At 41.8% G+C, this 20,832-nt stretch carries 17 protein-coding genes; 6 read left to right on the top strand and 11 right to left on the bottom strand.

The annotated features are described in order from the left end of the window. Positions 1-31: 31 nt before the first annotated feature. The gene (locus tag DCO56_RS08110; RefSeq protein ID WP_108633246.1) at positions 32-1,099 is read right to left on the bottom strand and encodes a PLP-dependent cysteine synthase family protein; all 1,068 of its coding nucleotides are present in this window, start codon (positions 1,097-1,099) and stop codon (positions 32-34) included. A gap of 158 nt (positions 1,100-1,257) precedes the next feature. Between DCO56_RS08110 and DCO56_RS08105 the strand changes: the two genes are divergently transcribed. Beyond that, positions 1,258-1,719: an Lrp/AsnC family transcriptional regulator gene (locus tag DCO56_RS08105; RefSeq protein ID WP_104381061.1), complete on the top strand. Its 462-nt coding sequence runs from the start codon at positions 1,258-1,260 to the stop codon at positions 1,717-1,719. A gap of 85 nt (positions 1,720-1,804) precedes the next feature. On the opposite strand, the gene DCO56_RS08100 is transcribed toward DCO56_RS08105, so the two are convergent. The 3 genes from DCO56_RS08100 to yihA form a co-directional block, all read right to left on the bottom strand. Continuing rightward, positions 1,805-3,481, bottom strand: coding sequence for a PNGase F N-terminal domain-containing protein (locus DCO56_RS08100; protein WP_108633245.1), 1,677 nt, complete (start codon positions 3,479-3,481; stop codon positions 1,805-1,807). A gap of 80 nt (positions 3,482-3,561) precedes the next feature. Continuing rightward, positions 3,562-4,416 (bottom strand): UbiA-like polyprenyltransferase, encoded by an 855-nt coding sequence (locus tag DCO56_RS08095; protein WP_108633244.1) that lies wholly within the window; start codon positions 4,414-4,416, stop codon positions 3,562-3,564. 98 nt (positions 4,417-4,514) lie between these two features. Continuing rightward, a complete protein-coding gene (gene yihA, locus DCO56_RS08090) occupies positions 4,515-5,144 on the bottom strand; it encodes a ribosome biogenesis GTP-binding protein YihA/YsxC (RefSeq protein WP_108633243.1) in 630 nt (209 codons plus the stop codon). Positions 5,145-5,335: 191 nt separating this feature from the next. Here yihA and DCO56_RS08085 point away from each other — a divergent pair, with 191 nt between their 5' ends. Further along, complete coding sequence (locus DCO56_RS08085; RefSeq protein WP_108633242.1) at positions 5,336-6,271, top strand: ABC transporter ATP-binding protein; 936 nt, start codon at positions 5,336-5,338, stop codon at positions 6,269-6,271. Further along, on the top strand, positions 6,264-7,589 hold the full coding sequence (locus DCO56_RS08080; protein ID WP_108633241.1) for an ABC transporter permease: 1,326 nt from the start codon (positions 6,264-6,266) through the stop codon (positions 7,587-7,589). Before DCO56_RS08085 ends, DCO56_RS08080 begins: the two co-directional genes overlap by 8 nt. A gap of 156 nt (positions 7,590-7,745) precedes the next feature. On the opposite strand, the gene DCO56_RS08075 is transcribed toward DCO56_RS08080, so the two are convergent. Beyond that, the gene (locus tag DCO56_RS08075; RefSeq protein ID WP_108633240.1) at positions 7,746-8,273 is read right to left on the bottom strand and encodes a DUF962 domain-containing protein; all 528 of its coding nucleotides are present in this window, start codon (positions 8,271-8,273) and stop codon (positions 7,746-7,748) included. 140 nt (positions 8,274-8,413) lie between these two features. On the opposite strand from DCO56_RS08075, the gene DCO56_RS08070 reads away from it, so the two are divergent. Continuing rightward, a complete protein-coding gene (locus tag DCO56_RS08070) occupies positions 8,414-9,064 on the top strand; it encodes an HAD-IA family hydrolase (RefSeq protein ID WP_108633239.1) in 651 nt (216 codons plus the stop codon). Between the two features lie 56 nt (positions 9,065-9,120). Here the strand turns inward: DCO56_RS08070 and rny are convergent, their stop codons facing one another. From rny to pheT, 4 genes are all read right to left on the bottom strand, one after another. Continuing rightward, complete coding sequence (gene rny, locus DCO56_RS08065; RefSeq protein ID WP_108633238.1) at positions 9,121-10,674, bottom strand: ribonuclease Y; 1,554 nt, start codon at positions 10,672-10,674, stop codon at positions 9,121-9,123. A 421-nt stretch (positions 10,675-11,095) separates the two neighbouring features. Continuing rightward, on the bottom strand, positions 11,096-11,386 hold the full coding sequence (locus DCO56_RS08060) for a cell division protein ZapA (protein WP_046675831.1): 291 nt from the start codon (positions 11,384-11,386) through the stop codon (positions 11,096-11,098). Positions 11,387-11,443: 57 nt separating this feature from the next. Continuing rightward, positions 11,444-11,749: a hypothetical protein gene (locus DCO56_RS08055; RefSeq protein WP_077432703.1), complete on the bottom strand. Its 306-nt coding sequence runs from the start codon at positions 11,747-11,749 to the stop codon at positions 11,444-11,446. A gap of 40 nt (positions 11,750-11,789) precedes the next feature. Beyond that, entirely contained in the window at positions 11,790-14,186 is a 2,397-nt protein-coding gene (pheT, locus tag DCO56_RS08050) for a phenylalanine--tRNA ligase subunit beta (protein WP_108633713.1), read from the bottom strand. Positions 14,187-14,650: 464 nt separating this feature from the next. Between pheT and purL the strand changes: the two genes are divergently transcribed. Beyond that, positions 14,651-18,325, top strand: a complete 3,675-nt coding sequence (gene purL, locus DCO56_RS08045) for a phosphoribosylformylglycinamidine synthase (protein ID WP_108633237.1) — start codon at positions 14,651-14,653, stop codon at positions 18,323-18,325. A gap of 47 nt (positions 18,326-18,372) precedes the next feature. Here purL and DCO56_RS08040 read toward each other — a convergent pair whose 3' ends face one another. After that, on the bottom strand, positions 18,373-18,819 hold the full coding sequence (locus DCO56_RS08040; RefSeq protein ID WP_108633236.1) for a DoxX family protein: 447 nt from the start codon (positions 18,817-18,819) through the stop codon (positions 18,373-18,375). A 133-nt stretch (positions 18,820-18,952) separates the two neighbouring features. Continuing rightward, positions 18,953-19,867: an AEC family transporter gene (locus tag DCO56_RS08035; protein WP_108633235.1), complete on the bottom strand. Its 915-nt coding sequence runs from the start codon at positions 19,865-19,867 to the stop codon at positions 18,953-18,955. Between the two features lie 107 nt (positions 19,868-19,974). On the opposite strand from DCO56_RS08035, the gene DCO56_RS08030 reads away from it, so the two are divergent. Then, positions 19,975-20,805: an AraC family transcriptional regulator gene (locus tag DCO56_RS08030; RefSeq protein ID WP_108633234.1), complete on the top strand. Its 831-nt coding sequence runs from the start codon at positions 19,975-19,977 to the stop codon at positions 20,803-20,805. Positions 20,806-20,832: the final 27 nt, after the last annotated feature.

The following is a 20,832-nucleotide window of genomic DNA, read 5'->3' as shown; positions in this document are numbered from 1 at the left end:
GTTCACTATAAACATATGAAACTAAATCTTACTATGCTCCAAATACAGGATTTGGCAGCCTACAAATTGGTTGAAAACCCAGAAAATCAACATCGCTGGATAAATAGCCCGGTTTAACAGGCTCTTCTTTCACCAAATCCGTACTTAAATATTTTTTATTGTCATCACATAGTAGCGTGACGACAACTGCTTCGTCCCCTAACTCCTGTTGTAACTTAATTGCTCCAATAACATTGGCTCCCGAGGAAATTCCAACGGCAAGCCCCAATTGCCTTGACAGCTTCTGGGCCATAATGATCGAATCGCCATCGTTGGCACAAACAACACGATCCAGTTCATCCAAATTCACTATTGCCGGAATAAATTCATCGGATATACCCTGAATACGGTGTGAACCAACTTTATGTCCTGTTGTTAATGTTGGACTCTCTGCCGGTTCCAAGGGATGTACACGAACATTTGGATTCGCCTTCCGCAAGCTGCGCCCTACACCCATGACGGTCCCACCGGTTCCCACTCCCGCCACAAAGGCGTCAGCGATCAAACCCTGTTCTTCCAGTTGCTTCACAATTTCATAACCGGTCGTTTTCTCGTGTGCTTCAGCGTTATATTGATTTTCAAACTGTCGTGGAAGAAAAACACCACCAGCGGCAGCAAGCTCTTCGCTCAAACGAATGCTCCCCAAAAAACCACCTTCTTCTTTGCTGATCAGCTGAATATCAGCCCCCATGCTTCTGATAATATCGGTACGCTCTTTACTCAACCAATTTGGCATGATGATCTTTACCTGATGGCCTAAAGCTTTACCAATTGCCGAAAAAGCAATTCCTGTATTTCCGCTCGTAGCTTCAATAACAACATCCGTCGGTCTAATCTGGCAATTCATATATGCTTTATACAGGATATATAAAGCCATTCTGTCTTTGATACTACCTGTTAAATTATAATTCTCACATTTCACGAACACCCGGCCTGGCTTACCTTTGTAGGTATACTGCAATTCCAACATTGGCGTATTACCGACCAATCTCCACAAATGCTTAAATCTTTTGTCCAATGCAGGCGATAAACATGCACTTAGTAATTCTTGTTCAGCCATTTTTATATAAATGATTATTCTGTTGCAAAATTGGATAATAACAAGATATTATTCAATACAAAACTATAATTTCAATAAAAATTCAATAAAAAGACATAACTAACAATAAATTATTCATTCCAACATTGTAATTTTGCAACAACACCGAAAATATTCATATTATGGAATTGGACGATATCGATCTAAAATTATTGCGCTTATTACAGCACGATGCTTCATTAAGTAATAAGGAACTCTCCTTTGAATTGAATAAATCAATCGCAGCAGTGCACGAAAGGGTAAAAAAATTAAAAAGACTGGGGTATATCAAAAAAACAGTAGCGATCCTGGATCGGCACAAAATCGGGATTGGACTGATTTCATTTTCGCAGGTATTCCTGAAAGCACATACCTTTGAGGTTTTGAACGAATTTGAAAAAGAAGTGGCGAAGTTTCCCGAAGTTATGGAATGCTATCAGATGGCTGGATCTTATGACTTCATGTTGCGTATTGCTACCAAAGACATGGACGCTTATCACATCTTTCTAAGACACCGTCTGGCGGTGCTCCCGCAGGTCAATACCGTACAGACTTATTTTGTATTATCGGAAACAAAGAGTGAAACTGCTTATCCACTATAATACGTAGGGACACGCCAAGTACTCCCCAAAAAAAGTATGAGGTATTGATTTCAATAAGATCAATACCTCACCTGTATCATTCAGTCTAATCGAACAGTAAGGTCCCGGTGACGTTCCAGCTGCTGAAACTTGTTCCCTCCGGAGCGCCTTGTGGGATCTGAACCTGCAATTTGTAATCACCAGCTTTTAAATCACCTAAATCGATGTAAATCGGAGGTGTAACCGTTCCCGGACACCAATTGGAGCGACTTAAATCGGACGAAGATAATCCCGTGGCAAAATTACCCGAAGCGGGATTGGACAGACGGTAAGAACCGCAATCGTTACGCCAGGGTGTATATTTAAACAGTAGGGCATCGTTTAGAAAAATACGGTTTTCTTTGGGTACAAATTCATCGCCATTTCCCCAACCACCATGACCGGTTGTGATATAGCGTAATTGTACATTTTTAGCGTCCTGATCCAAACGAAACGAGAGCGTCAGCCCTTTATCTTGATCAAACATGGATCCATACTCCTGACCGCCCATTTCCATCACATTGGTCGTCGTAAATAAGGACATGGTCTTTTTTAATTCTCCTTCCGATCCAGCTTCAAAACCAGGGTGAATGGTGAGCTCGACGCTAACTTCATGACCATTCTTATCATAGTTGCCAATAAAAGCGCCTACGTATACCTCCTGCTCGCTCAACATCCCAGCGAGCTCCGACACATCCTGCCTGTAAAGTACTGAATCCTGCCAAACCTTATCCTTTAACTGAAGATAGTTAAACTGCTTAACACCAAAGGGAGTAAAAAACCGCATCAATTCAACGATAGGTTCGAAAGTGGCGGTCCTTACCACACCTTGGTAGCTTTTCCCATTACCATTTTCATACTTCGGCAAGGTCGACATCCCGCTTTTCATCCCATCCAAAAAGCTCTGTGCTTTATTGGCAGGGATAATAAAAACAGATCCGGTGCGGTCATAGGCATCCCCTTTTGATTGCTCCACAAGCTGAACAAACACATTATCGCTAAGTTTGATTTTCGGTATTTTCACCTTCTTGACAATGACTGTACCATTCGCAAAACGCAGGATTGAATCAGATTTGACATCCTCGGAAAAACGAATGCGCTCTTTTTGAAAGATAGGAAGCCGGATAAAACGATTTTTCCAAATAAGGTCTTTATAGGAAAGTTCATCATAGCGCTTTTCGCTTCCTTTTAGCTTCAATTGATCAGGGATTGTATTGACTTTCTCTACTTTGGTTGCGAAAGTCCTTGTATTGCCATTTCTGATTACTTCCAATACTAACCCCAGATCCTGCCCTAGTTCGCTCGGGGCTCCCTTTACCCCTAGTTTATCCGTATACCATAGCTCAATCTTATTGGAATTGATACTGGTTTCCACCTTTTTACAGGGATAGCCCAAAATGGTCTTAGTCTCATTGGTCGGTGTAAATTTCTGCTTGGAAAGCGCCTGAGCATCCCCTGTTAGGATGAGGGAACCATCTTTCAGTTTCGCAATTTTAAGCAGGTTATTTCCGGCTGACCGCTCCACCAACACACGCTCGTAGGGCGGCGATAATTGTCCTTTTAGATCTTTCTCCGAGCTGACATACGTTTCATTCACATTGGCATACACCACTACCCCATTCTGATTGGCAGGTGTATTGCCATTAAAACTTTGATTATACTGGATCACATAGCTCGTTAGCTTCTGGGCATAAGAGGACAATGACAGACATAAAATTGAAACAAAAAGGATATTTTTCTTCATCGTATACATATTGGATTAGACACAAAAATAAGAAAGGCTTTAGGAATTCCTAAAGCCTTTCTTATTTTATGCTAAAACGTTTATTTTATCAACCAGATATCCAAAAGATAAAAGACCGCAAAGATGACGGAAGCGTAACCATTGGTGGTCATAAAATCGCGGTTTACGCGACTTAGATTTGTCGACGAAAACAGCGTATGCTGATAGATCAACAACCCACCATAGAAAACCACACCTAAATAATAAATCCAGCCGACAGGCATTAAAAACGCTGGTATTAAAACAAATATAAAAGACAACACGTGTAAACATTCGGATACCCGCATCGCTCCTTTTGTTCCCAACCATACCGGAATGGAGTTCAGCTTATTCGCCCGGTCAAAGGCCTCATCCTGCAATGCGTAAATAATATCAAAGCCACTTACCCAGGTCAATACAGCAAAGCCGTACAGAACAGGGACAGTTGCAAATTGTCCCGTGATCACCAAATATGCCCCTATTGGTGCTAAACCCAGCCCCGCACCAAGGACCAAATGGCACAACGGTGTAATGCGTTTGGTGTAAGAATAAAAAAGCACAACGAAGAGTGCAATGGGCGACAGCATAAAGCACAGGGAATTTATAAAATAAGTCGCCATGACAAAAAGTAAGCAATTGACTATGGTAAAGATCAGTGCATTCCGGGCTGAAATCTTCCCTGCCGGAATATCACGCATTGCCGTCCTGGGATTAATGGCATCAATGTCCCGATCCAAATACCGATTGAAGGCCATGGCTGCATTCCGGGCCGTTACCATGCACAATAACATCAATAGCAACAGTTTCCAGGAAAAGGTATATTCAGTGGTATGCAGGGCCAAAAAGAAGCCTATAAGGGCAAATGGCAATGCAAATACACTGTGTGCAAACAAAACTAAAGAAAGATACTTCTTCATGCGGTGATCTTAATGGATTTTAAAACGTTCGCCAAACTCTGGGCAATGATCAGGTTGACCATGCCATGATGTTAACGAATTTTAATTTTTTGAACTACTTAAAACGGCATTCTTTCTTCCGGCTCAGGCCCCACAAATCGGCGATTGACGTCATCAATGGTTTCCAGAATCGACTCATGACCGACTTTCTTCTCAGCCGAGGTCAAAAAGATCGGCGGCACCTCCTCAAACCATTGCAACAGCTCTTTTTTAAATTTTGCAATATTCGCATCAGATTTTACTGCTGATTGTTTGTCTGCTTTGGTAAAGACCAACATAAAGGGTAAACCGCATTCACCCAACCAATAACAGAAATCAAGGTCGATCTTCTGTGGTTCGAGACGACTGTCTACCAAAACAAATACACATTGTAAATTGTCTCTATGCGTGAGGTATCTGCGAATGAATTTTTCCCATTCATTACGACTTGTTTTGGACGCCTTAGCGAATCCATAACCGGGTAAATCGACCAGATACCAGGTGTCATCTATAATAAAATGATTGATCAACTGAGTCTTACCGGGTTTTTGAGAGGTTTTGGCAAGCCCCTTCTTATTTGTCATTGCATTGATCAAAGAAGATTTACCTACATTAGAACGGCCTATAAAGGCGTACTCAGGCAAATTTGGCGCAGGTAATTTGTCAACTCTCGTGTTGCTACACACGAATTCGGCTTTTTTTACTTCCATGGAACAAAGGTACATTAAATGAATCCGTTTGGCAAGGTTTCACCCGGCTATGCGGTAAAAAACTGAACGGCCAATCTGTAACATTTTAGGGTGGCCGCATACTAATAGTCAAAATAAACAAGCGTATATTTGATAGCAAACGCTATATGCTATATTTTTCGCCATACTGAATTTAATTAAACCCTAAAAAGATGTTACTAGAAATCAATCATGTCACCAAGGATTACGCCAATCATCGTGCATTGGACGATGTTTCCATTCAGATTCCAAAAGGTAAAATTTTTGGGTTATTGGGACCGAATGGAGCCGGCAAAACATCCCTTATCCGGATTATCAATCAGATTACCGCTCCCGATTCCGGCCAAATCCTCTTTAACGGCGAAGCTTTGGGACCACAGCATATTTCCCAAATCGGGTATTTGCCCGAAGAACGGGGGCTCTACAAAAAAATGAAAATAGGTGACCAGATGCTTTATCTGGCGCAGTTGAAAGGGCTTTCTAAAAAAGAAGCTTTACATCGGATACACGACTGGTGCGAACGTCTTGATATATCCTCATGGTTGGACAAGAAGATCGAAGACCTCAGCAAGGGTATGCAACAAAAAGTACAGTTTGTCGCCACTGTTATTCACCAGCCTCAATTGATTATCCTGGATGAGCCTTTTTCGGGATTTGATCCGGTCAATGCCAATATCATCAAGGAGCAGATTTTACGATTGAATAAGGAAGGGGCCACCATTATCTTTTCGACACACCGCATGGAAACGGTCGAAGAACTTTGTGATAATATTGCGCTCATCAACCGATCAAAGAAAATACTGGACGGCTCTGTTCAAGCGATAAAAAAAGAATACCGGAATCAGACTTACAAATTGGAATATACAGCAACCGAAGATAATTTTCTTCTGTCCAACGACGCTCTCTTCGAGGTCATAACGTCCACAAGGGTTGAAAAAACATACATCACTACAATTCAGTTAAATAGCAATATTCATATAAATGATGTATTAATGCATTTTGTACCACAAATACAGCTAAATCAATTGATAGAAATCGTACCTTCTATGGCGGATATTTTCATCCAAAAAGTTACTCAAGTCTCACCTAAAGCCAACGATCATGCATAAAATATTACTTATTATTCAACGGGAATATTTGTCCCGCGTCAAGAAAAAATCTTTTATTGTGATGACCTTTGCCGTGCCCCTATTCTTTTTTGCATTGTATGCGGGCATGTTTTACCTGACTAAAAAAAGCTTCAAAGATGCCCACACCGAGGTCTTTGTGATTGATGAGCAGGGTGAATTTGCGGGGAAACTCCAAAGCAATAAAAACGTAAGCTATACGGTCAGCAAGTTAGATCTAAAGGCGCAAAAAAAGCAGCTCACAGAGAGCGAAGGAAAACAATCGATCTTGTACATTCCCAAGGATATTCTTAGCAGCCAGAAGGCCGAACTGATTACCAGTGGCAAAACAAGTTTTGTCACGCAGGAGATCATTGGCGGACAACTGGAAGAAATCATCCGCGAAAAAGAGTATAAAGCTAAGGGAATAGACTTGCAGATTATCCAGTCCATCAAACCCAAAGTCGCTATCGATGCCAAAGAGATCACGGCTGACGGTGAAGAGAAAAACAGTAATACGGCGATTGCCATGGGACTTGGTGTCGCACTGGCCATCCTGGTTTATCTCTCCCTGTTTCTGTATGGCGCACAGGTGATGCGTGGTATCATCGAAGAGAAGAGCAACCGTATCATCGAAGTTATTATTTCCTCCGTCAAGCCTTTTCAGCTTATGATGGGTAAAATTGTTGGGATTGGGATGGTCGGGCTCACTCAATTTGTGATGTGGCTGCTGCTTACAGGAGGCCTTTTTATAACGGCAACACTGTTGTTTGTCAATCCGCAGGATATGCAGGAGGTTGCTGCCAGTCAGCCCGCAGCTGGCAATATGGGAACGGTATCCAAAGCAATCGGACAAGGCGGATCCGCCTCCATTCTCGCCTCCATCCAAAGCTTTAATTTTACCGAAGTCATCATCTTTTTCTTTCTGTTTTTTATTGCCGGCTACCTGCTGTATAGCGCTATTTTTGCCGCTGCTGGTTCCGCTGTAGACAATGAAACAGAAGCCAATCAGTTTTCCATGCCCATTACCATGCCCCTATTGTTAACATATATCCTTTCATTTGGTGTTATTATCAACGATCCCAATGGGCCTATTGCCACTTGGTTGAGCTTTATTCCGTTCACATCACCTATTGCCATGTTGGTTCGGATACCTTTTGGCGTGCCGATGTGGCAGATATTAACCTCATTGACCTTGTTGATCCTGACATTCTTATTGATCACTTGGGTGGCTGCCCGAATCTACCGTGTTGGCATCCTGATCTATGGTAAAAAGGCAAGCCTTAAGGAAATCATCAAATGGTTCAATTATAAAAATTGATCGGGTTGATCACGATAACGAGTCAAAAAAATAAATAGAAAAGGCCAGATCGCATTGTGCAATCTGGCCTTTCTGATATCATGTATAGGATAGAATCTTCTCTTATTTTGCTACAAAAGCATGCTTTTCTGGTAAGACACCCATCCTATAGAACGTTTAATACCGAATATTGAACTTCCGAAACACAAAATGCCATAACCATATCGGGCCAATGAGCAGGAATTGCAGAAACTGTTTTCCGCTGATTGCTTTTTTCTCTTTTCCTTTACCAATATACAACGCCGCAAGTGCGAGCAAAGCAATCGCAAGGCATACCCATATCACTGCAGGGCCACCATTTTTTTGCACATATTCCAATTGCACAATAAAATAGCTCATTGCCCCGATCGAGAATAAAATTGCATAAGACAGGGTTGCGGATAGCTTAAGATAAAAATAGATCACAACCGCAATGAAGAAAGAACCCCAATTCAAAAAAGTATGCCAATTGAGCTTCACTAAAAATTCAAACTGTGGGAAAGGAATCATCCAGATACAGCCCATCACGCCAAAGAATAGCAGCGGCAAAAAGATAATCTGAATCATGCGATTGGTCGGGTCTTGAAAATTAGCATCCAACTCCTCAAAATAGGTATCTACCGGACGCTTCGGTTCTACTTCCTGAACTTTCTTCTTTTGTTTCATTCGGCAAATTTAATAAATATTGATCTGCCGAGACGGTTGCGCGCCATAATAATATTATTTTTTTGGTCTGATGCTTGTCATTAAATGCATTCTTCTGGCTTTAGCTGGCAATCTCCTATCCAATTCCGTAATATTGCAGCATGAAGTCTTATAAACACATCTTATTTGATCTTGATGGAACCTTGACCGACCCTGCTGAGGGCATCACCAAATGCATTGCTTATGCACTCGAAGCCAAAGGAATCATTACGCCCAATCTGGATAGTCTTAAACCGCTGATCGGGCCGCCATTGAAAGATACGTTCATGCACAGCTACGGATTTGGGGAACAGGAAGCTTTGGCCTGTGTGGACAAATACCGTGAGCGCTTTGCCATGCAGGGTTTGTATGAGAATATGCTGTTTGATGGCGTTCCCGAGCTACTGGAAAGACTCAAATCGAAAGATTATAAGGTTTACTTGGCGACATCCAAACCCGAAATCTTTGCGCATAGGATATTGCAGCACTTTGCTATAGACCAATATTTCGATTTCGCCGGGGGAAGTGCCCTGGACGATTCCAGACCTACAAAAACCAGTGTCATTCAATATGTGATGGAAAATGCTCGTCTAACGAACCCGCATGACTGTATCATGATCGGCGACCGCAAACATGATCTCATCGGCGCCAGAGAGACAAACATGGATGCCATTGCTGTGCTTTATGGTTATGGCAGCCAAGCGGAACTCGAACAGGAATCGCCAGCCTATCTCCTGCACAGTGTTGCAGATTTAATTGAATTTTTTGGATAATAAAAAAGCTCCAACCTATAATAGATTGGAGCTTTCTTAGATCGATCCCTCAGGATCTATTTTGCGTAAGACACGGATCTTGTCTCACGGATAACCGTTACTTTAATTTGTCCCGGGTACGTCATTTCCGTTTGGATACGGTTGGAGATATCGGCAGCAAGTATCTCTGACTGTGCGTCAGACACCTTCTCGCTTTCCACGATAACGCGCAACTCACGTCCCGCCTGAATGGCGAAAGTTTTTTCCACACCAGGGTAGGATAATGCTAGGTCCTCCAGTTCTTTCAGACGTTTGATATAGCTTTCAACCACCTCACGGCGTGCTCCCGGGCGTGCTCCAGAAATGGCATCACATGCCTGTACAACAGGCGAAATCAACGCTGTCATTTCGATCTCATCGTGGTGCGCCCCGATTGCATTACACACATCAGGGTGTTCTTTGTATTTCTCAGCAAGCTGCATACCTAAAATTGCGTGTGGCAATTCCGGGTTATCGTCAGGCACTTTACCAATATCGTGGAGTAATCCGGCACGTTTTGCGTGTTTGACATTCAGGCCAAGCTCTGCCGCCATTGTTGCTGCGAAATTGGCAACCTCACGGGAGTGCTGCAGAAGGTTCTGACCATACGACGAACGATAACGCATACGTCCGACCATACGGATCAGTTCAGGATGTAGTCCATGAATCCCAAGGTCAATGGCTGTACGCTCACCAATTTCAACGATCTCATCTTCAATTTGTGTACGTGTTTTTGCGACAACCTCCTCGATACGAGCAGGGTGTATACGGCCATCTGTCACCAGGCGGTGCAAGGCCAAACGGGCAATCTCACGACGTACGGGATCAAAACCAGACAAGATAATTGCCTCTGGTGTATCATCAACGATGATCTCTACACCTGTTGCCGCTTCCAAAGCACGGATATTACGGCCTTCACGACCAATAATACGGCCCTTGATCTCATCATTTTCGATATTGAAAATAGACACTGTATTTTCGATTGCGGATTCGGTAGCGGTGCGTTGAATTGTTTGGATAACGACTTTTTTCGCTTCTTTCGTCGCGGTCAATTTCGCTTCGTCCACAATATCTTTGATCTGGATCATGGCCTGGGAGCGGGCTTCCTCTCGCAATGAATCCACCAACTGGTTTTTAGCCTCGTCCGCCGTAACACCGGCGATACTCTCCAATTGTTTGATCTGTTGTAATTTTAAAGCCTCAACTTCTTCGGATTTCTTTTCATTGAGTTCAACCAATTTATCCAGTTGCTTCTTTTTGGCGTCCACCTCCTGCTTATCGCGATTGATGCTTTCCAGCTTTTGGTTAATGGATTGTTCTTTCTGTCTCAACGTATTCTCCTTTTGGTTGATGGTATTGTTACGTTGATTCACCTCCTTTTCGTGTTCGGATTTTAATTGAAGGAATTTTTCTTTCGCCTCTAATAAGCGTTTCTTTTTAATGTGTTCTCCTTCTTGCTCTGCATCTTTTAGTATGCTATTTACCTTATCTTTGGCTTCCTGTTCTTGTTTTTTGAATAACAGAACCAATAGATAACGACCTATAACTACACCAACAATCAGAGAAATTATGATATAAATTGCGACGTCCATGTATGTATAATTGTATTATATATGTTTGTTTTTATTAATTACTAAATTTTTCAGATAAAACTCTCCATTCTTCCACTACCCTTGCATAAGCTGACTTATTCGCATCGGGTATTCTATTTACAGTCGCTATTGGAAATGCAGGGGAATTGAATCCAATCTGATTCACTCCGCTTGCATACCAGCCAATTGCCCGCTGATTTCCAAACAAAAAAAAACCGCAATTAAATTTAAACAGGTCTCATGTATTATTAAACTTCGTGATTACATAATTAGGCTTAGATTATGACCCAGATGGCTTTCGCAAAATGGCCTATATCTTTTTGCGCCTGTAATATTGAAGCGTTAAGTTTAAAATAGTGACAACCCGAATTTAATTGCGGCAAATTCGTCGTTTTAAGCTCTAAATATAAAGAACGTAAATTTATTTTTTAAAGAAATCCGTCAACAACTGATCAAGCTCCTGTACTGAATTCTCCAGTCCCACTTCGTGGTTCTGGGATTGTCGCTCCGCATTTAACATCCGCGTAGCAAACTGCAATACACACATGGATAACAGATCCTGCTTATCTCTCACAGTATAGTTTTCCTGCAATTCCTTTACTTTTTCATTTATCAATTTCGCAGCATGTCGAATCACTTCCTCCTCCGCGCTTTCCACCCGTAGGGGATAAACACGGTCTGCGATATTTATTTTTATGGAAATCTCTCCCATTTCTTTGAGCTTTTTAACGTTGTATTAGTTTAAATTCCGATGATCTCCAAATTCCAACTACTTCAACAAACTAATACACTTGTCTATTTCTCGCACAAAATCGTTAATTTTTTGTTTTGTGTCAAGTATTTTTTCATTAATTGCCTCCTTATCCGTTTCCGAATCTAAGGTTCGGGCTACTGCCAGTGCCTTGACCTTCTCTTCCAGCTGCTTGCTTTTATCGTTGCTCGCATCGAAAGCCACTTTTAAGGATTGTACCTCTAATTTAAGCAAATCATTTTCTTCTTGCAAGACTTCGCACATTTGAATTAAGTTTTTCGTTTTCTCAACGATCAGATTCATTTGTGAAGACAATGTTGCCATAGCGTAAATCGAATATTACCAATTAATGTTATATCTCTGTTTAACCACGCACCTCTGCGCTTAGTTCCTTCTCAAAATTAACAATTAATTTTTGAACTATCGCATCAATTTGTTTATCGGTCAATGTTTTTTCTTCATCTTGCAAGATAAAGCTCAGAGCATAAGACTTTTTCCCTTCCGGAATTTTATCACCTTTATACACATCAAACACATTTACCTCCTTTAAAAGCTTGCGTTCGGTCTTTTGAGCAACAAATTGGAGTTTATCAAAGCTCACATTTTCGTCAATTAACAGCGATAAATCACGGCGCACCGAAGGGAATTTCGACACTTCTTTGTATTGAATACTATTCTTGCGAATGATTTTCATCAGGACATCCCAGTCAAAATCCGCGAAGAAAACCTGCCCCTCAACATCTGCTTTTTTCAGGTTGGCATGAGCTACCGCACCGAAAGAAACCAGACATTTCTGACCTTTCATATAGCTCAATCCGTAGGCAAAATGATTGCTCGGCGCATCTTGTATTTGTATACCCTCAATCTTTAGGCGCTTAACAATCGTATCAACTGCAGCTTTGAGGTTATAGAAATTAACGTTTCCCTTTTTACTATTCCACTGTTCGGCCTCTTCTCTACCGCTTATTGCAAAAGTCAAATGTTGCGTTTCTTTATATCCTTCTCCATCCAACGCATAGGTTTTACCAAATTCGAAGAATTTCAGATCAAAATTTCTGCGTTTCTGATTATATTCAATTGCATTTAACACCGAGAACAACATATTTTGACGCATGGTATCCAAATCCGAACTCAACGGATTGAACAATTTTACCGCGGTCTCGCTGTCATCCGCATAATCAAGCTTTGTCAACGAATTCGCTAATATTTCACGGAATCCGTTACCAATCAACAAATCAGCCAGCTGATTTAAAACCACTTCTTTATCTGGCTTTTCAACAGTGTTTAATGAAGCTTTGATTTGGGATTTTAGTTCAATGTTATTGTAACCATAAATCCGTAATACTTCTTCGACCACATCCACTTCACGAGTTACATCAACGCGATATGCAGGTACTAAAACATCGAGTCCCTCGGCTGTCTCTGAGGCAACCTCAATACCTAATGCCTTAATAATAGCTTTAATTTCTTCGTTAGGAATGGCCTGTCCGATCAATCGCACCACATTCGCATAACTGACAGGGAATGAAAATGGCTTAACTTCTACGGGATATTCATCTTTCAATGTTGAAGATATGGTACCACCTGCGATTGACCTGATTAATAATGCAGCCCGCTTTAACGCTTCCACCGTAATATTAGGATCTGTACCTCGCTCAAAGCGAAAGGAAGCATCAGTTTTTAAACCATGCCTTTTGGATGTCTTCCGTACTGAAACAGCATTGAAGTAAGCCGATTCCAGAAACACATTCGTTGTTTCTGCGGAAACGCCTGAATGTGCACCGCCAAAAACACCTGCAATACACATTGGTTTTTCAGCATCTGCAATCACAAGATCTTCGGCAGAAAGTGTCCGTTCCACAGCATCTAGGGTCACAAACTTCTCCCCTTCTTTTGCTGTACGGACAAGCACCTTGTTACCAGCAATTTTATCCGCATCAAACGCATGCAATGGTTGCCCAAGATCATGCAATATATAATTCGTTATATCAACAATGTTATTGATCGGGCGTACGCCGATTACATTTAGTTTTTCCTTCAGCCAGTCTGGCGATTCACCTACCTGAACGCCAGAAATATTGATTCCACTATATCGTGGACATGCAATAGTATCCTCAACAACAACAGCAGTTCCCACTTCCTCACCGGGCTGAAATGCGGAAAGATCTGTTTTTTTGATATCCGTACGGAAGTAAGCAGCGATATCGCGTGCCACACCTAAATGGGAAGCCGCATCCGCACGATTCGGTGTAAGACCGATTTCATAACGATAATCGTCCTGAATATTGAAATGGTCTTTTACCAATGTGCCTACCGCAATATCGGCAGGTAATTCAACGATGCCGGCATGGGATGTACCCAAACCGATCTCATCCTCACCACATAACATTCCTTCGGATACTTCGCCACGAATTTTAGATTTGGTAATCTTAAAGGGTTCTCCGCTCAAGGGGTGACATGTTGTACCTACTGTTGCCACAATTACTTTCAATCCAGTACGGCAATTTGGCGCCCCACATACAATATTCAATAATTCAGAAGCGCCCACATCAACTGTCGTGACGCGTAATTTATCCGCATTGGGGTGTTGTTCACAAGTTTTAACCTCGCCAACGACCAAACCATCCAATCCTCCCGGGATACTCTGTACGACATCCAGTGCTTCTACTTCCAATCCTGTATTTGTCAAGATCAAAGATAATTCCTCCGGAGTCGAATCTATATTAACGTGTTGTTTTAACCAATTATATGAAATGTTCATCTCGAATTTGATTTGATGCACAAACTTAGATAAATTTGAGGTTATATACAACGTCAATTTGGTGATCCGCCCCAGGGCCCCTGCATTCCATCCGCTAAGTTTTAATCCAAAGACAAGCCAACGTGCAGGCGGGAAAATAGACACTTATCCAACACAAAAATAGATAGGCGATAAAATATAATATAATAAAATGCCCATCCAATAAGGAATGTTTAACCCAAATAACCTAGAAAATTTATTGATTATGAGCGGCTTTGAGGCTTCCATCCCAATACAGGCTAGCATGATAACATTTATTTACAGGAATTAACACAACTTACATTTAATTACATGAGAACAGCTATTTTACTCTTTTTTAAAACGGACGAGCACCTTGATTTTTTAATCAAAATTCAATCATTTCCATAAAAATAATATGTAACTTTGTGCTTTAATTTGAAGAACGTTCAAAACAAACATTTATAATGATTCATTTCTTTGAGAACCCATCGAACACCGTATATGGTGTTCAAAGCGTAAACTCTTTATCACAAGAAGACATTACTAAACTCAACTGGCTATTCGGCAACGCCAAAAAACTCGACGACCAAACCCTTAACCATTACTTTGTAGGCCCCCGCGCAGCGATGGTCACTCCTTGGAGTACCAATGCCGTAGAAATCACACAGAACATGGGTATTGAAGGAATTGTTCGCATCGAAGAATTTCAACCGGTACCAGCAGATTTCAATGATTTCGATCCAATGATTTCGCAAAAGTTCAGTATGTTGACGCAAGACATGTATACAGTCAACATTAGTCCGGAAGCTATTTTGGAAATTGAAGACATTGATGCCTATAACAAGTCCGAAGGATTGGCATTAAATCCGGAGGAAGTAGCTTACCTCAACAACCTTGCAGCTAAACTGGGCCGTCTGTTGACAGACTCTGAAGTTTTTGCTTTTTCACAAGCCAATTCCGAACACTGTAGACATAAGATCTTCAATGGAACTTTTATCATTGACGGTGAAGAGCAACCTACTTCTCTATTTAAATTAATCAAGAAAACTTCGGAAACAAATCCCAATGAGATTGTTTCTGCCTATAAAGACAATGTAGCCTTTATTAAAGGTCCACGTGTCACTCAGTTTGCGCCTAAATCGGCCGACAAACCAGACTTTTATGAGGAGAAATCCTTTGATTCGGTCTTATCGGTAAAAGCGGAAACACACAATTTTCCAACGACTGTGGAGCCGTTTTCCGGAGCTGCTACAGGTTCCGGCGGTGAAATTCGTGACCGTATGGCCGGTGGTCAAGGTGCTATTCCTTTGGCTGGTACAGCTGTCTATATGACGGCCTACTCCCGCTTATTACAAGATCGTCCTTGGGAGAAAGCCATGCAAGAACGCCAATGGCTTTACCAAACTCCCGTGGATATCCTAATCAAAGCTTCGAATGGAGCTTCCGACTTCGGTAATAAATTCGGGCAACCCCTAATTACAGGATCTGTACTTACTTTCGAACACGAAGAGGAAGGCCGCAAACTTGGCTATGATAAGGTGATCATGCAAGCTGGCGGTGTGGGATACGGAAAATTAGATCAAGCCAAAAAACATACCCCAAAGACAGGTGATAAAATCGTCATTTTAGGTGGTGAAAATTACCGCATAGGCATGGGTGGTGCTGCTGTATCCTCTGCGGATACGGGCGCTTTCGGTTCGGGCATCGAACTGAATGCGATCCAGCGCTCAAATCCGGAAATGCAAAAACGTGCGGCCAATGCCGTTAGAGGCTTGGTGGAATCAGACCATAACCCTATTGTTTCTATCCATGACCACGGCGCTGGCGGACATCTAAACTGTCTATCCGAACTGGTCGAGGAGACAGGCGGTTTAATCGACCTTGATGCGCTTCCGGTGGGTGACCCTACACTTTCAGCGAAAGAAATCATTGGTAATGAATCGCAGGAAAGAATGGGCTTGGTGATTGCTGAAGCTGACATTGCAACGCTTAAACGTGTTGCTGACCGCGAGCGTGCACCAATGTACACTGTAGGTGATGTCACTGGTGACCATCGTTTTACGTTTGCATCCAAGAGCAATGGTGCAAAGCCAATGGATTATGCTTTAGAGGATTTCTTTGGTTCATCACCAAAAACTTTTATGCATGATAAAACCATCACCCGTAACTACGCAGATCTTAGCTATGACTCTGCCAATATCCCAAGTTATTTAAATCAGGTTTTGCAATTGGAGGCGGTGGCTTCCAAAGATTGGTTAACCAATAAAGTGGACCGTTGCGTCGGTGGCCGTGTTGCCAAACAACAATGTGCAGGCCCGTTGCAGTTGCCTTTAAATAACGTTGGTGTCATGGCTCTTGACTACAAAGGAAAAGAGGGTATCGCAACAACTATAGGACACTCCCCTGTCGCAGCATTAATTGATCCAGCAGCGGCTAGTAAAACTGCCATCGCAGAATCATTATCAAATATCGTATTTGCACCGATTATAAATGGTCTTTCAGGCATCTCATTGTCAGCCAACTGGATGTGGGCAGCAAATAACGAAGGTGAAGATGCTCGGCTTTACCAAGCCGTGAAAGCATGTTCGGATTTTGCAATCGCACTAGGAATCAATATCCCTACAGGAAAAGACTCCTTGTCGATGAAGCAAAAATATCCAAATGGTGAAAATGTAATCGCTCCCGGCACATTGATTATATCTGCTGCTGGAAATTGTACGGATATTACCAAAGTCGTAGAACCTGTCTTAAACAAAAATGCGGGCTCCATCTATTACATCAACCTATCAAAGGACAACTTCAAATTAGGCGGTTCTTCTTTCGCGCAGGTTGTCAATAAACTGGGTACGGAAGTTCCGACAATCCAAGATGCTAACTATTTCAAAACAGCATTCAATACCGTTCAGCAATTAATCAACGATAAGCAGATCGAAGCCGGTCACGATATCGGATCCGGTGGTCTGATCACGACATTGTTGGAAATGACATTTGCCGATGTTAACCTAGCTGCGAACTATGATCTTTCAGGTTTAAATGAATCCGACAGTGTAAAAGTACTGTTCAGTGAAAATATTGGACTTGTGCTACAGGCGAAGGATGATGCTGTTTTCGAGCAAGCTGTCAAAGAAGCTGGTGTAGATGCCATAAAAATCGGTCAGGCTATCGTAGGAACTACAGTGACCATCAAAAACGGAGAAGAGAACTTCAGCTTTGATGTTGCGGCAACACGTGACGTGTGGTCGACCACTTCATTCCTATTGGATTCGAGACAATCGAAAAACGGAACTGCACAACAACGTTTCGATAATTATAAAAATCAACCGTTAACTTTTACTTTCCCAAGTCAGTTCGATGGTAAAAAACCAACGATCGACGGAAGTAAAGCACGTCCAAAAGCGGCCATTCTTCGTGAGAAAGGTTCCAATTCGGAGCGCGAGATGGCAAATGCAATGTTCTTGGCAGGCTTTGATGTAAAAGATGTGCATATGACAGACCTGATTTCAGGGCGCGAAACATTGGAGGATATTCAGTTTATCGGCGCAGTGGGTGGCTTCTCGAATTCTGACGTTTTAGGTTCGGCAAAAGGATGGGCCGGAGCATTTCTCTACAATGAGAAAGCGAAAAAGGCATTGACGGACTTCTTTGCCCGTCCGGACACCCTTTCTGTTGGTATCTGTAATGGTTGCCAGTTATTTATGGAATTGGAAATGATCAATCCGGAGCACGAAGTTCATGGTAAAATGTTGCACAACACTTCAGGAAAGCATGAGTCAAATTTCGTTTCAGTGAAAGTTCAGGAAAATAACTCCGTTATGCTTTCTACATTAGCAGGCAGTACGCTGGGAGTTTGGATTTCACATGGTGAAGGAAAATTCAATTTACCACTTGCAGAAGAACACTATAATATTGTAGCCAAATACGGTTATGAGCAATATCCACATAATCCAAATGGTTCAGACTACAACACAGCAATGATCTGTGATAAAACTGGACGTCACTTGGCAACGATGCCTCATATCGAGCGTTCGATTTTCCAATGGCATTGGGCAAACTATCCAAAAGGACGCCAAGATGAGGTTTCCCCTTGGTTAGAAGCATTTGTCAATGCACGCAATTGGATTGACAAGCAAAGCAAATAAGAAGCGAAAAGATAAAAGCTCCTTCATCTATGAAGGAGCTTCTTTTTTTAGATATCCCTTTTGTATCCAGGTTTGTTCATCATATTGTCAAGGGAGTATTTTCCAGATCCCATGACCATAAAAAAGATCAACAAAAAGAATACGACTATCGAAAGCCATAATTCGGAATTCAAATAACTAAAGCCGTTGGTGATGTTGACAAAAAAGACAGCTCCCACCAAGACAGGAAACAGCAATAAGGCCGCTAAACGGGTTTGAAAACCCAAAATAAGAAACAGGCCACCGACCAGATGCGTAAAGACCACATAATGAACAGCTCCCCATATGGATAGGTGGAAACTGCTCTGTTCAATCATGTGCTCAACCACTTGCCTATCGTTTACGAAACTTATCCCCTTGGCAAAAATCATGATGCCCAGGGCAATTCTTAGGTAATCAATCCATTGTGGGTGATGGACGTTTCCCCAATGTTCAATTCTATGTATCAGGTTCATAATATACCTCCTTTTATAGATGGTTATACTGCTATAACAGCTGAAACACAAAAAAGTTGTTCCTAGTATCATTTTAATACACAAGCTATTGCGGTCGCGCGGTCTAAAGAGGATCAAAAGGTCGTGAAACAGATCAGGCTATCACAAACTGAATCACTAGATCCCATAATGCAGTTGTTATTAGTCCCGCTACAATACTAAACCCGATCACTAAGTTCACCAATTTTGTATTGAGGTGATATTGTTCGGCAATAATACCCGAAGTGACCAACGTAGGCATAGCAGCTTCGAATATGCTGATCCGTGCCACAGGACCTTTTACGCCCAGCAGCAGTGCAAATGACAAGACCAACAGTGGAGCCAAAATCAATTTATAGATCATGGCTGTACTGATCTGTGCGGCTTGTTGGCGCCAGCCATCAAACTTCAATTGTAAACCGATAGAGAATAGTGCCAATGGTCCTACCGTCGCCACAAGCTTATCAAAAAAAGGTTCAGCCATACTGAAGTCAACAAATTGGGATAAGGTCAATGCGAGGAGACATCCGATCAAAGGTGGAAAAGTAATCAGCTTCTTCACCATAAATTTTGCATCAATGGATTGCCCTTCATGCAGATTTGCTTTCAGGGCATTGATAATCCCCACAGTGGACAATAAGATAAACGTTGTCTGGTCACAAATAATAGCTATCGGCAACTGCGCCTCTCCGAAATAGGCCATGATCAAGGGAAACCCAATAAAGGACGTATTGCTGTAGCCTGCCGCCAACTCCAGACTGCTTCTGGAACGCTGTTTATAGGATTTTCGCTTACAGTACCATTCCATAAATAACCAGCTTCCAGCCCATACCAAAATTGCTGAAAAAATCGGAAACAACATCGCTGAAGACCAGACAATCTTTGGGATATACTTGAAGGAAACCGCCGGAAGCGCAAAATAAAGTATCCAGGTATTGATTCCTTTATGTGCCTCAGCATGGATCAACTTTGCTTTCCTTAACAGCATACCAGCAGCGATACAAAACGCAATCATTATAAAATTAACCATGTTTTTCCTACAATTTAAGACAACACAAAAGTGCAATAGTAGTCCTAGGAAAAACATGTATAAATACATTATTTTTATGTACATTTAGCACTATCTATCAAAAGAACATGCGAAAAAAACAATTTGAACCGTTATTGATCAGCGAATTTGTGGAAGATACCTTTCACCTACCCATGCATGAGCAGAATTACTATGAATTAGTTTACATTCGCGCCGGAAGTGGGAAGCAGGTCATCAATAAATTTGAATTGGATTACGAACGTGGTGATATTTTTCTTGTGAGTCCCGCAGATAGGCACTACTTCAACATACAGGAAAAAACACACTTTCTGTTTATTCTTTTTACGGACAGCTATTTTCTGCAAAATCGACGTCAGCAAAAACTATACGCCTGGATTATGGAGTTAATGAACGACAGAGGGCTAAGAGAAAATAAACTCGTCCTGACCGAACACCACCGTTTGATCTTTTCTCATCTTATGGAGGCAGTCAGGTTATACAGCCTCGCAGCAGTCAGCCAGACCGCACAGTGGTTATTTGATCAACTACTTGCCATCTTTGGACTTTATAAAGAAATATCCGAGATAAAACGCTTGCCGCAAACACATACACTTCAGCTGGACAGCTCGATTTCGGCTTATATCCATCAGCATATTTTTACGCCTGAGTATCTTCAGATAAAAACAATAGCACAGAAATTTAATATCGCTCCGACTTATTTTGGCATCTATTTTAAGAAGAACTTTGGCAGTAGCCTAAGAGACTACATCAACATGTACCGCATCGAATTAATCGAACATAGGCTTAAATCCACTGCATACACACTAAAACAGATTGCTCAGGAATTAGGATTTGTTGATGAAAGCCATTTGTCCCATTTCTATAAGCGTACAAAGGGATACAGTCCAACAACCTATAGAAAACTCCAGACGAAATAATCCGCAACACTACAAGGGCTAACAAAC

Source organism: Sphingobacterium athyrii, assembly GCF_003071065.1.
In the GTDB taxonomy this organism is placed as follows: domain Bacteria; phylum Bacteroidota; class Bacteroidia; order Sphingobacteriales; family Sphingobacteriaceae; genus Sphingobacterium; species Sphingobacterium athyrii.
The sequence above is the reverse complement of the archived record's forward strand: the minus strand, read 5'-3'. Positions and strand labels throughout refer to the sequence as shown.